We start from the raw sequence: 13,449 nt of genomic DNA, 5'->3' as shown, positions 1-13,449 counted from the left end.
CCCCGCCGTCCTGCGGCGGGGATCTCGGCGTCTAGTTGCGTTCGACCTCGATCGGGTGGGTGGCCAGCAGCGACAACGGCAACGGCTGCCGGCGCAGCACCTCGGCCCACATATCGGTGCGTCGGCTGGTGATCGGATCGCTGGGCAGCGCCGACACCACGATCCAATCCTCGTTGTCCAGCTCGCTGTCCAGCTGACCGAAGGTCCAGCCGGCGTACCCGGCGAAAATCCGGACACCCTCGACCAGTGCTCCGATCCGCTCCGGGGCGGCGTCCAGATCCACCAGCACCACCCGGCCGTCGACCCGCCGTACGCCGGGCACGCCGTCGATGGACGCACCGACCCGGACGGTAGCCAGGCACAGCGCCGCATCACGTTTGACCGGGCCACCCACGAACAGCATGCGCGGCTGCGCGCAGACCTCGCTCCACTGCGGCAGCACATCGTGCACCGCGGTTTCGCTGGGCCGGTTCAGCACCACACCCAGGGTTCCGGCGTCGTTGTGCTCGATGATGTAGACGACCGTCCGGCGGAACGTCGGCTCGGCCAGATCGGTCGAGGAAACGAGTAGTGAGCCGGCCCGCACCATCTGCTCGTCCTGCCGGCTACCGCGACGACCAGGGTCGGGTTCGTGCCCGCCACCGCGGCCGCCCCGGGTCTTGCGATCATCGGGGTCATCTGCCTGCGCCACCAGGCCATCATCGCAGTTATTGCGCGATTGCGCCCCTCTGATCACCCGTTCGCTTCACGCAGTGTTCGGATGGGCGCCGGTTCCGGGCCATCCGGACATACGCCGCTGCCCGCCGACTCCCGGCCTGACGCGCCTGCCCCATGCTCGTAGAGTCAGCCGTATGCGACCCCCTGAGGTGCTTCTCGGCAACAGCGACGACGTGTACGACTTCTACCGTGCGCACCGGCAGAACCGGATCCAGGCGACGGGGGCCTATGCCCTGCTCGGGCGGCGTTACCGGCCGCGGGTCAGCTACTCCGACGGTGCCCGCACCGCCATCCGCGAACTCGTTCGTGCCCGCACTCCGCTGCTGGTCGCGGTCAACCACCTCTCCCGGCTGGATCCGTACACGCTGGCGGCGGCCGCGTGGCGCAGTGAGTTGCGGCCGGTTATCGGGCGGACCCGCGTGCTGGCCAAGGACGAACTGTTCGTCGAGGAGAAACTGCGGCGTCGGATCGACATGATGGGTGGGATCCCGGTGTTCCGCGGCACCGATCACGGATTGCGGGCGGTGAACGCCGCCGGGCAGCGCATGATGGATATCTGCGCCGAACGCCTGGCCGAGGGCGACAGCCTGGCCGTTTTCCCGGAGGGCACCTGCAACGATGTGGACCCGGCACAGGTTCAGCCGGTCGGCACCGGGATCGGGCATATCGCGTTCCGGGCCGCCAAGCTGGGTGTCGCGCCCGCGCTGCTGTGCCTCGGGCTGAGTTACGGTCCGCGCGCCGACCCCACCGTGGAGCCGACCAAGGAAGAAGCGAAATCGGCGAGCTTCCATTTCACCGTCCCCCGCACCGAGCTACCGGCCCGCCCGGCCGAGATCGCCCGCCTGGTCCGCACCGATCTACAGCTGGCGCTGGACGGAGCGGTCGCCGGGTACTGATCGGAGGGCGTGCCGCGTCGCGTCGGCAGTCTCCCCGCTCGAGCCGAGCAGTCTTATCCGGATATCCCTGCCGTCGGGGTCGACCATCCGTAAAGGGGCGGGTTGGGCCGCAGCAAACGTCTATTGGGTGGGTATCGGTACGGCGGAGGGGACGGGCGGGAATGCCGGGGGATCTCTACCGAAGTAGGTCCCGTGGCGGGGTAGTTCTGAGACGTCGGCGCAACAGTGCGGTGTGCGTACCGCGTTTCCAGCGGCCTGCTGCGTCTGCCTGCGCAGCGGAGCGCGTCATTGCGGCAGTCCGAGCCGGTCGCGGGCCCAGTGCGGGACCATCGACAGGTACTGCGGCCGGGTTTCGATGAAATGCCCGACCACCCGGCACATCGGCAGCGCGCCGAGCCCTTCGGCGCCGGTCGCATGCAATGCCGCTTCGACCAGGTCGCGGGCGTAACCCTGGCCTTCGAAGCGCGGGTCGATCTCGGTATGGACGAACGCCCGTTCACCGGCGGTGTCCTGATATTCGATATAGCCCGCTACCTCGCCGTCGACCGTGATCTCGAAGCGTTCCAGTGCGGTGTTGTTGCGGACGTCCGTCGGCATGGCTCGACGCTACTCGTTCGACCACGAAAATTCGCCTCGATCGGGTAGTCGGTGCGGCGAGTCGCCTCTGGCGTCAGGACATTTCGATGATCGCTCGCCCGACGATCTCCCCGCGGGCGAGCGCCTGGTACGCCTCGTCGGCCTGCGCGAGGGGGTAGCGGCGGGTGATGACCTCCTGCGGTCGCACCGTATCCGCGGCGACCATCCGCAACAGGGCCGGCATATCGGTGCGGGCTTTCGCGCCGTAGGAGCCCAATATCTGGAGCTTGCGCCGGACCAGCCGGGCCAGGTCGATACTGCCGGTAGAGCCCGCGGGCGCGATACCCACTACCACCGCCCGGCCGCCGTCGTCGAGGATATCCAGCGCCGTCGCGAAGGTGGCGGGGCTGCCGAGCGCCTCGAAGGCCACGTCCACACCGTGGCCGCCGGTGAGTTCCCGGACGCGCGCGGCGGCGTCCTCGGTGCGGGAGTTCACCGTCTGTGTTGCGCCGAGTTTCGCGACGGCGGAAAGCTTTTCGTCGCTGATATCGACGGCGATGATCTGGGCGACCCCCGCGGCCGCCGCGAATTGCACGATCGAGGAGCCGACACCGCCCGCCGCGACCACCGCGATCCGATCGCCGAGACCGAGTTCGGCGGTGTGGATCGCGCCGAGCGCGGTGAACGAGCTGCAACCCAGGATCGAGACCGCGTCGAGGCCGACCTCCGCGGGCACGGCGAAGACATCGGAGGCGGGCACGACACAGTATTCGGCCAGTCCGCCCATCGAGTACATGGCCAGCGGTGTCCCGTCGTGGCGGGCGAGTCGGCTCGTACCGTCGTAGAGGGTGCCGTTGAGCCGGTTGTGTGCGAAGAATTTCTCGCACAGATCCTCGGCTCCGCGCACGCAGTGCCGGCAATCCCCGCACGGCATGATGAAGCTGCACACCACGTTATCGCCCACCGCTATATTCGCCACGCCTTCGCCGAGTTGTTCGACGACACCGGAAACCTCGTGGCCCAGCACTGCGGGGGCCGGGAACTTCACCTCGGACCTGAGAACATGCAGGTCGGTGTGGCAGACCCCGCAGGCGGTCACCCGCAGCAGTACCTCGCCCCGCCGGGGCTGCGGTACCGGGATGTCCTCGACGACCAGCCGGGGTTCGCCTCCGTAGAAAACTGCGGCCTGCACAGCATCCTCCTCCGCCACTCACTCGTTGCCCCCGAACTCGCGACTGGGGGCGCTCCCATCACCGTCTCAGAACCACCCCGCCACGGGACCTACTTCGGCGAAATCCCCCGACACCCCGTCCCGGCCGCCGGCCCTCCGCCGTGCTGATATCCGCCAACCCACCCAGTGGACGTTTGTTGCGCGACATTTCAGAGAGCAGTGCTCTTGACTTAGTGGCCGCAAAGTGCGATCGTTATTCACAACAGAGAGCACTGCTCGCTAAGGAGGACTCGATGACCGCCGCCACCCGTTACCTCGCCCCCACCGGTTTCGACCCGATCTTCAACCGCATCGTCAATGTGCTGCCCAAACTGGGCATCAGCATCGCCGGCTCCCGGTTGCTGGCCGTACGCGGCCGCAAATCCGGCGAGTGGCGGACCACGATGGTCAATGTGATGACCGCTGCCGACGGTGAGCGCTATCTCGTCGCGCCGCGCGGGCATACCCAATGGGTGCGCAATCTGCGGGTCGCCGGTACGGGCGAGTTGCGGCTCGGTCGCAAAACCGAGACGTTCACCGCGGCCGAGGTCGCCGATGCCGACAAGATCCCGCTGCTGCGGCACTACCTGGAACGCTGGGGCTGGGAGGTCGACCGGTTCTTCGAAGGCGTCACCAAGAACGCCACCGACGCGCAGCTCGCCGAAATCGCGCCGGGGTTCCCGGTTTTCCGGTTGGCTTCCGAGCGCTGATCAGGCTGTGGTCGCGCCGCGGGACAGTAGGAAATCGATGGCGGCGACATAGCCGTAGCTGCCCATTCCGGCGACCACCGCCTCGGCGATGGGTGAGATGTAGGAGTGCCGGCGGAACTCTTCACGGGCGTGCACATTGCTGATGTGCACCTCGACGATCGGCACCTCCGGTATGACCAATGCGTCCCGCAACGCGACCGAGGTGTGGGTCAACCCGCCCGGGTTGATCACGATTCCGGACGTCGTCCCGCGCGCGCCGTGGATACGGTCGATCAGCTCGCCTTCGGAATTGGATTGGAAATGCGCGATCTCCCGGCCCCGCGCCGCGGCGGCCCGACGGCACAATTCGATTACATCCTCGAGGGTTTCCGTGCCGTACACCGCGGGCTGGCGAGTACCGAGCATATTCAGATTGGGCCCGTTGAGAACGAGGATCGGACTGCTCGAGGTTTGCGGGAAGGAGGCGTCGGGCATGACAGCAACCCTACCGACACCCCGAACGCGCGCCGAGGGTTCTGGGCTACCGTTACGGGGTATCTCTGCAGTGGAACCGGACTTGCGGGGTAACGCCACAGCGCCGTGGATCGATCGGTAGCGTAGCGAAGCCGGGTGTCCTCCGACGGTCCGGTAAACGATCACGGCCGGTTCGGCGGCGAGTTGGGTACGGCCACAACTACACACAGTGGAACGAGCTATGGTTTCGGGTTTGCGGGCACTCGCAAGCAGGCATTTTTCAGGTACGGTGGTCTTGTTACTGGAGTGGCAAGAGTGAAGAGTGGGCGACATGGATGTGTGGGGATCCCGCCGCTTTCGCTTCCGGGGCGCAGTGGCCCTTACGGGGGTGGCGGCTCTGGCAATCGCGATGGGATCGTGCGGGTCCGGCACCGAGCAGGCCGGTCCCGAATCGGTCGTCGACCAATTCACCGAACTGCTCGACGAGGGTGATCACACCGCGGCAGCCGAACTGACCTCCTACCCGTCTGCCGCATCGGCAACTCTGGAGCAAATGTTCGACGGGCTCGAAACCGGCCATGTCGACTACGAGAAAACGCAATTCATCGGACTGGATGCCGAAACCGGGATCTTCAACCTGGACGTGCATTGGAGCTTCGGCGAGCGCAAGGACTGGTCCTACAATCTGGAAGGCACCATCCGCAAACTCTCCGACGGGTGGAAGATCTCCTGGGATCCGGCCGTGGTGATGCCGCAGCTCGAGCACGATCGCACCGTCCGGCTGGTGCGGACCACGCCCGAACCGGCGCCGCGCGTGGTGGACAATATCGGCAAACCACTGATGACCCAGCAGACGATCAATGTCATCCAGCTCGATCCCGCGCGGATGCCCGACCAGGTCGCCTCCACCGATGCACTGTCCCGTGCCATCGAACCGGTCGCCCCGCTGATCACCGGTGCGGCGCTGCGGGAAAAGCTGGCCGCGTCCGGCGGTGAACCCATTACGGCCGTGAGCCTGCGCGAAGGCGATTTCGCGATCCTGGAACCCGAGATGGCCCCGATTCCGGGTGTCGTGATGAAAAAGGAGCCGCGGCTGATCGTCTCCGATCGCCGGGTCTTCTCCCCGATGCTCGACGCCATGACCAATGTTTTCGAGGAAAGCCAGGACAAGCATTCCGGCTGGGCGGTCCAACTGTTCGAAAACGGGGAATTCGTCAAACAATTGGCCGGTCATCAAGGCCCGGCCGGCCCGGATATCGCCGGCACCATGGACCAGCGGCTACAACGCGCCGCCGAGGATGCGGTGGTCAGCGTCGGTTCACCGGCCTCGATCGTGGTCACCCAGCCGTCCACCGGGGCTGTGGTAGCCGTGGCCCAGAACAACTATTCCAGCGCCCAGGGGCCGGTCGCGTTCACCGGGTTGTACCCGGCGGGCGGGATGATGGAACTGTTCCGGGCGGTCGCCGCGGCGTCCGAGGGGAAGTCCGCGAAGGATGTCTCCGATGCCGAGGCAGTGGAAGCCGCGGCCACACTCGGTGTGGGCGTGGACTTCCGGGTGCCCGGCCTGGAGGAGGTCACCGGTCGACCCGTGGGCGCCGGCGACGCCGAACCGGTCCGTCAGGGCGGTGGTTCGGACGCACTGCTGGCCAGCCCCTTCGGCATGGCGATCGCGGCGGCGGCCATCGGTGACGGCACGCTGCGGCCACCGATGATCGAACGGGGCCGCCCGAGCGAAACCGACGCCCCGACGGGGCCGCTACCCGGACCGGTCGCCGATGCGGCGCGCCGGGTGCTGCACGACGGGATGAAGGCACCGCAGATGGCGCGCTTGCGCGGGTTCCGCGATGTCACCGGGTATTCCGCCAAGGCCGGCGACGACGGCTGGCTCATCGCCACCATGGGTGATCTGGCCTTCGCCATCCATATCGCCGATGTCGACAGCGGCGATATGGTCGTGCGGATGGGTGAGCGGATGCTCGCATCGTTCGCGAAACCCGACGAGTGAGGTCCGGCGTTACTGGTTGAGCGCCCGGATCGCCGCCCGCCAGCCGAGCAGGAACAAGGCCAGTACCGACGCCGCCACGATGATGAAACTGACCGCCGTGCCCTGGCCGCTGACCACCCGCAGCGCCATACCGACGACCAGGGTGCTCGACCAGATCACCAGGCCGGTCGGCCGCAGGCGCATACCGTTGAACGATTCGGTTTCCCGGCGCCGGCGGTACAGCAGGTAGGCGGCGATCCAGCCGACCGCGAGTCCGATCACGAACGGCCACGCGGTACGCAGCAGACCGGCGAGTATCGCCTCGTCGTGGCTGCGGCGCCCGATAACGCAGAACAGCACCACCAGCAGCGCATCGACAACGATCGGTCCCAGCCATCTCACACTGCGCAGCATAATGGGTCGCAATCCGGCGAACTCCGTCCGCAGACCTGTCCCCGATGCGTCCGCACGGGGGTCAGGCGTTGCGCCGGGTGAACTCCTGCTCGTATTCGTCGTCCTCGGCATTGCGATTGCGGAACAGGAAGGCGAAGACGACCCAGCCGATGACGGCGATCAGGACGAAACTCACCAGCCGGTAGACGAACGCGGCGGCGACCGCCTGGGCCGCGGGCAGCCCCGCAGCCGCGGTGAGCCCGTAGATCAAGGTCGCGTCCACGTAGACGATGCCGCCGGGTGCGAACGGGATGGACCCCACCGCCTTACCGGCCGCGAAGGCGATCAGCAGACCTGCCCACCGGGGGTCGCCGCCGATGGCATAACAGGCGGCGCCCAGGCAGGCGACATCGGCGAGCCGGTGGACTACCGCCCAACCGGTGACCCAGGCGCCGTCGCGGGTGCCCATATCCACCGATTCGACCTGGGCCAGCATCTCCCGGATCTTCTCTCGTCCCGCATCCGAGGGACGTTTGCGCAGGCGGTTGGCCAGGGCCAGCCCGCGCCGGAACACCCCTTCGAGGGTGCCCGGATGGCGGGATGCGTAGTTACCCGCCCAGACCAGCGCCACCACGGCGGCCACCGACACGATGAGGTTGACCGGGCCGATCCGCCCACCGGCCAGCACCGTGCCCAGGACACCGAGCAGGGCGAGTCCGGCGGCCGATACGACCCCGGAGAAGACGAGCTGCCACGAGGCGACCACCGGGCTGGCGCCCCAGCGCCTGGTCTGGCGGTAGGTGAACGCGGTGGAGAAGACCTGGCCGGCCGGCAACGTGACCGACATGGCCGTCGCGCCGTACACAACGGCCACCGATTTATGCTGCCTGACCTCGACGCCGCCCGCTTTCAACAACTGCTTCTGCACCCGGCCGAAACCGGACATGGACAGCATTTGCAATGCGATACACGCCGCAACCCAGCCCCAATGGATTTCGGTCAGTTTCTGCCACGACTCATGCAGCCGGGGATAGAGATAAATCCCTTCCCCGGTCAACAACAGCAGCAGTACGGAAACGGCCAGCCATTTGAGCCAGCGGAATCTCCGGGAGCGTTTCCGATTCTCCGGCGTTTCGTCTGCCCGGGACACAGCAGGCGTATCCGCTGTATCACCGTTGGCAGTCACGAGCCCAGCCTAATGGACGCCGGTGGCCTGCGGCCCGGCCCCGCAGCCGGGGCTCCCGGGAGCGCGTGCTATGCGCGTTCCGCCTCGTCGACGGGGGGTGCCGATTCGATGGCCGCCGCGGCCGGCACTGTGCTGGTTGCGTCCACGGAATCGCTCGGCCAGGACAATCTCGTCTTCCGGCGCCGTCCGCGCAACTGCACTTCCTCGCCGGCGGTCCAATTCCGCTGTTCGCTCTCCTCGGCGAAATACAGCGCCGACCCCGAGGCCAGCGTCCGGCCCGGATGATCTTTCGCGAGTTCGGTGAGCCGTGAAGCCTCGTTCACCGGGTCACCGATCACCGTGTATTCGAATCGGTTGGCCGCACCGATATTGCCCGCCACCGCCAACCCGGCCGAAACTCCGATACCGATATCGAGGCCGGGAACCGATCGCAATGCCATGCGGAGATCCCGGGCTGCGGCCAGCGCCGCCGTCGGCGCGTCCGGGCGGTCCAGCGGGGCACCGAATATCGCCAGCGCGGCATCACCGACGAACTTGTTCACGAATCCGTGATGGCGATCGATCACATCGACCACCACGCGGAAGAATTCGTTGAGCAGATTCACCACCTCGGTCGGTGGATGTTCGGCGGCGGTCGCGGTGGAACCGACCATATCGACGAACAGCACCGCCACGAACCGGGTCTCCCCGCCGAGCTCGGTACCGTAATCCAGGGCCCGCTGCGCCACTTCGGCGCCGACATGCTGGCCGAAGAGTTCCTGCAGACGCTGCCGGCTCGCGGCCTCCTCCATCATCCGGTTGAAACCGACCTGCAGCAGCCCGATCTCGCTCCCGTCGAAAACCTCGACCTGTACATCGCGGGAACCGTTCTGCACCTGGTCGATGGCCTGACTGAGCTGACGGACCGGGTCGGAGATACTCGACGCCGTCAGCATGGACAGCGCCAGCGCCTGCATTATCACCACCCCGCACAGCAGCAGGATCGAAACAGCCAGCGACTGCGCCGAGAATTTGACGTCCGACGAGATCTGGGTCACGCACAGCAGCACGATCGCGATGGTGGGGGCGAAGGTCCCCATACCCCAGGTCATCGCCATCCGGGTACCGACGCCGGGGGTGAGGGTGTGGTCGAAACGGCCCGCGCTGAGAGCTTCGGCGGCGACGGGGCGCAGAATCCGTTCGCCCAGCATGTAGGTGAAACCGAACACGATGGTCGCGGCCATGCATTCGGTGATGATCACCGTACCGGCCAGCGCCGGAGTCTCGGAGATGATGGCGGTGGCCAGGACGGCGCCACCGAGAATCCACAGCGCCAGATGCAGGATCGCCTGCCGCAGCGGAGCGTGCAGGGTCGCCATCTGTTCCTGCCGGCTGGGTGGTCCGCCGCGCACCTGCCAGCGCATCACCGGCCGCAGCATCAGCGCCGAGGCGACCACACTGAGTACCCCGCCGGTGACGAACACCACCGCGGGTACGAGGAGCCCGATCTGGCGGGTTCCGGGTTGCTCGCCCTCCGGCACCGGCAGCCCGTATTGGATGAACGCCCACACCAGCACCGCACCGAAAGCGTTCGCGAGCAACATCGAGGTGAGGTACAGCGGCCAGCGCGTATGCATGGTCTGTTTGACCGCTTCCAATGGCGCTGACACAAGTACTAACTTAGCGTCCGGCCCCGACGACCCGGCGCTCCCGGGTTGGGCGCCGCAGGCCGGGCGCGGCCCGGTGCCGGGCCTGTTCCCGCTGCGCTCGTTAGGCTCGGCCGGGTGACCGAGCCGAAACCGACTGCTGCAGACGCCGTTCACCCGATCGTGCGGCAGACCGCCGAATGGGCCTGGCGTCTGCTGGTGATCTTCGCCCTGGTGGCGGTGCTCGCGGCGGCCGTGCGGAGGCTCGATACCGTGGTGATTCCGCTGGCCATCGCGTTGCTGGCGGCCGCGTTGCTGGCTCCGCTGGTGGATTGGATGCAGCGCCGCGGTGTGCCGCGGGGGCTCGGGGTCCTGGTCGCACTGGTCGGTTCGCTCGGCTTGGTGGCGGGGGTCGTCACCTTTGTGGTGGAACAGTTCGTGGTGGGTGTGCCGCAGCTGTCCGACGAATTCACCGGCAGCATTCACAAGGTGCAGGACTGGCTCATCAACGGCCCCATGCATCTGAGCGACGACCAGATCCGTACGGCCGGCGATGCGGCGATCCGGGCCATCCAGTCCAATCAGGACACGCTGACCAGCGGGGCGCTGACCACCGCGACGATGATCGGCCATATCCTCACCGGGATTTTCCTCACCCTGTTCATCCTCATCTTCTTCCTCTACAGCGGTTATCAGATCTGGGAATTCGTGACCCGGATCGTGCCGCGCACGCACCGCGAACGGGTGCGGACCGCGGGGGAACTCGGCTTCGGGTCGCTCGTGGGCTTCGTGCGGGCCACCGTCGCCGTCGCGGCCGTGGACGCGATCGGTATCGGCGCCGGACTGGCGCTGCTGGGGGTCCCGCTGGCGCTACCGCTGGCCTCGCTGGTGTTCATCAGCGCGTTCATCCCGATCATCGGCGCGTTCCTGGCCGGTTTCGTGGCGGTGTTCATCGCCCTGGTGACCAAAGGTTTCGTCACCGCCTTGATCGTGCTGGGCATCATCGTCGCGGTGATGCAGGTGGAAGGCCATGTCCTGCAACCGCTGCTGCTCGGCCGGGCCGTGCGGATCCACCCGCTCGCGGTGGTGCTGGCGATCGCCGCGGGCCTGGTACTGGGCGGTATCGCGGGCGGTCTGCTGGCGGTACCGCTGGTGGCGGTGCTGAACACCGCGATCCGCTCACTACTCGCCGAGGACCCCGAGGAACTGATCGCGGAATTGGCCGCGGACCGCAAGGGTATCTATACGGCCGAACCCGATTCACCCGAATATCCCACGGCCGCCGGTTCGGAGGGGACAGGGCGATTCGCGATCGCCGCGCTGCTCGCCGAAGCGCAGCGCAGGCTGGTCCTGCCGCGGTCGGCCGACGCTGAACCTCTGGATCCGCCCGCACCGGAATCGGCGCCGAAGCCGGTATTCGCCACCGCTGCGGAGCCCACCACCGTCGGGGACGCCGGCCCATCGGATGGGCACCCCGGGAAAACTCCGCCGTCCGATCCGGCGGCCGCCGATGAAACCGGAGGTCACCAGGCCTGATCCGGCAGCGAAGGCCCACCGTATCGGGGAATGCCCTGATGCGGGACCGGGCCGCTGCTGGGTAATCTCGACACCATGAATGGCCCCGATCCGGTATTCGACGGTGCGGGTCCCGGTAGCCAGGTCGGCAACCGGGACCTGCGTGTTTCCGATGCCGAACGGGAACACGTCGGACAGTTGCTGCAACGCGCGGTGGGTATGGGCATGCTGTCGCTGGGCGAGTTCACCGAACGGATGGATACCGCGCTCGCCGCCAAGACCCGGGGTGAGCTGAATTCCGTGCTCGTCGATCTGCCGGGCGTACGGTTGATCGGCGAACCCAGCGCGCCGCAGGCGGGCCCGGGCAAACCCGCGCCGCTGCCGCAGCCCGGCGATACCGCGCGGGCGCCGCTGTCGGGCGTCGTGCAGGGCGGAATCATCCGCCCGCGGATGTCGGGGGTCACCCGCCGCGGCGACTGGCAGGTCGCGCCGGTATTGCGGGTCAACAGCTGGCTCTCCGGCGTAACCCTGGATTTCACCCAGGCGGTGATGACCACCCAGGTGGTGGAGATCCAAGTGGACGATTACGCCAGTTCGCTCACCCTGATCGTTCCGCAGGAGGCGACGGTCGACCTGGACCGGCTGGAACTGATCGGGTCCAGCGTGAACAACAAGGTACGCAGCGGTCCCCCGATCGGTCCGCTACATCTCTTGGTGCACGGCCGGGTCCGGTTCGGATCGGTCACCGCCAAACAGCCCTTCATGGCGCACTGGCGGCGCCTGCTCGGCCACTGAACCGGGTATGAGGCTCGCGGCGTTGCCGTGGCGCGAGCCTCGCGGTGTTGCCGCGGCACAAGTTCACGGGGGGAGCAAACAGCACAACTGACCGATCGCTCGAACCGGTGTAGGCCAAGCGCCTCCCGTGACCTGTCGATGTGGTGCCTCGAACGGCCCTCGGCGACCCGACTGGGCCGCGACATCCCGCACGCGTTCGAGGCTGCGGTCAGCCGGTGGTTCGACCGGCTGCGTAGCGCCCCGATATCGGCGGGGTAACAGCCGGTCTCGGAACTACGGTCGCCGGGAGCGATCTGCAGCACGGTCATCGCCCGGGCGCCGCAATGCCGACCAGCACCCGAGACAGCGGACGCCACGGGTGTGCAACCGACGTGCACGAGCCTCGCCCAGAGCACGATAACCCCACGAACAGCAGCGCTACTCGGGATCCTCGCGGCGGCGCAGCAATTCGTTCACGCTGACCGAACGTCCTTCACCGTGGTGCCGGCCCGTCTCATCGGCGGTAGCCGGCGTCCCGGCCTGCTGCCGGCGCGCCGATCGCAGACCTGCCATCCAGGATTCGATGCTGTTGCGTTCCCGGGGGTCCGGTTCCTGTTGTGGGCCCGCCGATCCGGCGGATTGCTCGGCCAAGCTGTCGGGTCGCGGCCGGGCCGGCGGGGCAGGTCGCGCCGGCGGTTCCGGATTACGGGACTGCGCGGGCATTTCCGGTGGCAGGCCACGCGGTACGCGGCGCGGCAGGTCCGGCAGGCCCGACTGCGGCGCGGCCGGAGATCCACTGCCGGGGTTGGAAACGCGGGGCATCGGCCGCGGTTGCGAGCCTTGATCGGGTGCGGAACCCGAGTCCGGGTAACCGGGCTGCCGCTGGTTCTGAACCGGGCGCGGCGGGGCCGGCGGCCGACCGGGCTCGGGGCCGGGCCTGCCACCGGACGGCTGTGGACCGGCCGGGCGCGGCGGCGCCGGGGGCCGGCCGGATACGCCGGGTAGCCGCAGGGAGTTGTCCTGCCGCGGTGCTGCCGGATCGTTGTTTATCCGCGCCTGCTGCGGTGTCGGCGGCAGCGGCGGGGCGTCCGCGGCGGTCGGGTAGACCGTGCGGCCGGATACCTCGCGGCTCTCGGCGTCCTCGACCGGTTCGGAGGCGAACAGCCCACGCAGCGTCGGCGTCGCGAATCCGGATCGACCCGGCTGCGGTCCGGCGTTCGGGCGGCCGGGCGCACCACTACCCGGCGGGGTCTGCTGCCCTGCCTGGTTTCCGGGCTGGTCGGGGCGGGGTTGATTCGCCGGCCGGCCGGCTCCGGGCTGGTTGCCGGGCCGGGCGGGCCCGACGGGCTCCCGGGTCGCGGTGAACCGGGCTGGCTGCCGGGGCGTGCCGGGCCTGATTGACCGCCTGAG

Annotated in this window: 12 protein-coding genes and 1 pseudogene; 5 read left to right on the top strand and 8 right to left on the bottom strand. The window is 67.9% G+C overall.

The features are described from left to right. Positions 1-31 precede the first annotated feature (31 nt). A complete protein-coding gene (locus tag ON22_RS25845; RefSeq protein ID WP_033246711.1) occupies positions 32-691 on the bottom strand; it encodes a YqgE/AlgH family protein in 660 nt (219 codons plus the stop codon). A gap of 160 nt (positions 692-851) precedes the next feature. Between ON22_RS25845 and ON22_RS25840 the strand changes: the two genes are divergently transcribed. Beyond that, positions 852-1,613: a lysophospholipid acyltransferase family protein gene (locus ON22_RS25840; RefSeq protein ID WP_033246527.1), complete on the top strand. Its 762-nt coding sequence runs from the start codon at positions 852-854 to the stop codon at positions 1,611-1,613. Between the two features lie 285 nt (positions 1,614-1,898). Here the strand turns inward: ON22_RS25840 and ON22_RS25835 are convergent, their stop codons facing one another. Both ON22_RS25835 and ON22_RS25830 read right to left on the bottom strand, forming a co-directional pair. Continuing rightward, the gene (locus ON22_RS25835) at positions 1,899-2,210 is read right to left on the bottom strand and encodes a GNAT family N-acetyltransferase (RefSeq protein ID WP_033246526.1); all 312 of its coding nucleotides are present in this window, start codon (positions 2,208-2,210) and stop codon (positions 1,899-1,901) included. Positions 2,211-2,283: 73 nt separating this feature from the next. After that, on the bottom strand, positions 2,284-3,381 hold the full coding sequence (locus ON22_RS25830) for a zinc-binding dehydrogenase (protein WP_033246710.1): 1,098 nt from the start codon (positions 3,379-3,381) through the stop codon (positions 2,284-2,286). Between the two features lie 272 nt (positions 3,382-3,653). Here ON22_RS25830 and ON22_RS25825 point away from each other — a divergent pair, with 272 nt between their 5' ends. Next, complete coding sequence (locus ON22_RS25825) at positions 3,654-4,109, top strand: nitroreductase family deazaflavin-dependent oxidoreductase (RefSeq protein ID WP_033246525.1); 456 nt, start codon at positions 3,654-3,656, stop codon at positions 4,107-4,109. Here ON22_RS25825 and aroQ read toward each other — a convergent pair whose 3' ends face one another. After that, entirely contained in the window at positions 4,110-4,583 is a 474-nt protein-coding gene (gene aroQ, locus ON22_RS25820; protein WP_033246524.1) for a type II 3-dehydroquinate dehydratase, read from the bottom strand. 367 nt (positions 4,584-4,950) lie between these two features. Between aroQ and ON22_RS25815 the strand changes: the two genes are divergently transcribed. Then, a complete protein-coding gene (locus ON22_RS25815; protein ID WP_255218558.1) occupies positions 4,951-6,567 on the top strand; it encodes an NTF2-like N-terminal transpeptidase domain-containing protein in 1,617 nt (538 codons plus the stop codon). Positions 6,568-6,576: 9 nt separating this feature from the next. Here the strand turns inward: ON22_RS25815 and ON22_RS25810 are convergent, their stop codons facing one another. The 3 genes from ON22_RS25810 to ON22_RS25800 form a co-directional block, all read right to left on the bottom strand. Continuing rightward, on the bottom strand, positions 6,577-6,948 hold the full coding sequence (locus ON22_RS25810) for a DUF3054 domain-containing protein (protein ID WP_373280892.1): 372 nt from the start codon (positions 6,946-6,948) through the stop codon (positions 6,577-6,579). A 73-nt stretch (positions 6,949-7,021) separates the two neighbouring features. Continuing rightward, positions 7,022-8,125: a lysylphosphatidylglycerol synthase transmembrane domain-containing protein gene (locus ON22_RS25805; protein ID WP_051158084.1), complete on the bottom strand. Its 1,104-nt coding sequence runs from the start codon at positions 8,123-8,125 to the stop codon at positions 7,022-7,024. Between the two features lie 68 nt (positions 8,126-8,193). Beyond that, positions 8,194-9,741, bottom strand: a complete 1,548-nt coding sequence (locus ON22_RS25800) for an adenylate/guanylate cyclase domain-containing protein (RefSeq protein ID WP_051158094.1) — start codon at positions 9,739-9,741, stop codon at positions 8,194-8,196. A 147-nt stretch (positions 9,742-9,888) separates the two neighbouring features. Here ON22_RS25800 and ON22_RS25795 point away from each other — a divergent pair, with 147 nt between their 5' ends. Both ON22_RS25795 and ON22_RS25790 read left to right on the top strand, forming a co-directional pair. Next, positions 9,889-11,286 carry an AI-2E family transporter gene (locus tag ON22_RS25795; protein ID WP_081595843.1) on the top strand — a complete coding sequence of 466 codons (1,398 nt, stop codon included), beginning with the start codon at positions 9,889-9,891 and terminating at the stop codon, positions 11,284-11,286. A 75-nt stretch (positions 11,287-11,361) separates the two neighbouring features. Beyond that, complete coding sequence (locus tag ON22_RS25790) at positions 11,362-12,060, top strand: DUF1707 SHOCT-like domain-containing protein (RefSeq protein ID WP_051158083.1); 699 nt, start codon at positions 11,362-11,364, stop codon at positions 12,058-12,060. Between the two features lie 417 nt (positions 12,061-12,477). Here ON22_RS25790 and ON22_RS37635 read toward each other — a convergent pair. Next, positions 12,478-13,449: pseudogene (locus tag ON22_RS37635) on the bottom strand (hypothetical protein); the annotation flags it as partial.

This window comes from Nocardia carnea NBRC 14403 (assembly GCF_000308515.1).
GTDB lineage: Bacteria > Actinomycetota > Actinomycetes > Mycobacteriales > Mycobacteriaceae > Nocardia > Nocardia carnea.
The sequence above is the reverse complement of the archived record's forward strand: the minus strand, read 5'-3'. Positions and strand labels throughout refer to the sequence as shown.

Coding starts and splice junctions, on each gene's coding strand:
- ON22_RS25825 (WP_033246525.1), top strand. CDS start 3,654: ATGACCGCCGCCACCCGTTACCTCGCCCCCACCGGTTTCGACCCGATC.
- ON22_RS25840 (WP_033246527.1), top strand. CDS start 852: ATGCGACCCCCTGAGGTGCTTCTCGGCAACAGCGACGACGTGTACGAC.
- ON22_RS25835 (WP_033246526.1), bottom strand. CDS start 2,210: ATGCCGACGGACGTCCGCAACAACACCGCACTGGAACGCTTCGAGATC.
- aroQ (WP_033246524.1), bottom strand. CDS start 4,583: ATGCCCGACGCCTCCTTCCCGCAAACCTCGAGCAGTCCGATCCTCGTT.
- ON22_RS25790 (WP_051158083.1), top strand. CDS start 11,362: ATGAATGGCCCCGATCCGGTATTCGACGGTGCGGGTCCCGGTAGCCAG.
- ON22_RS25800 (WP_051158094.1), bottom strand. CDS start 9,741: ATGCATACGCGCTGGCCGCTGTACCTCACCTCGATGTTGCTCGCGAAC.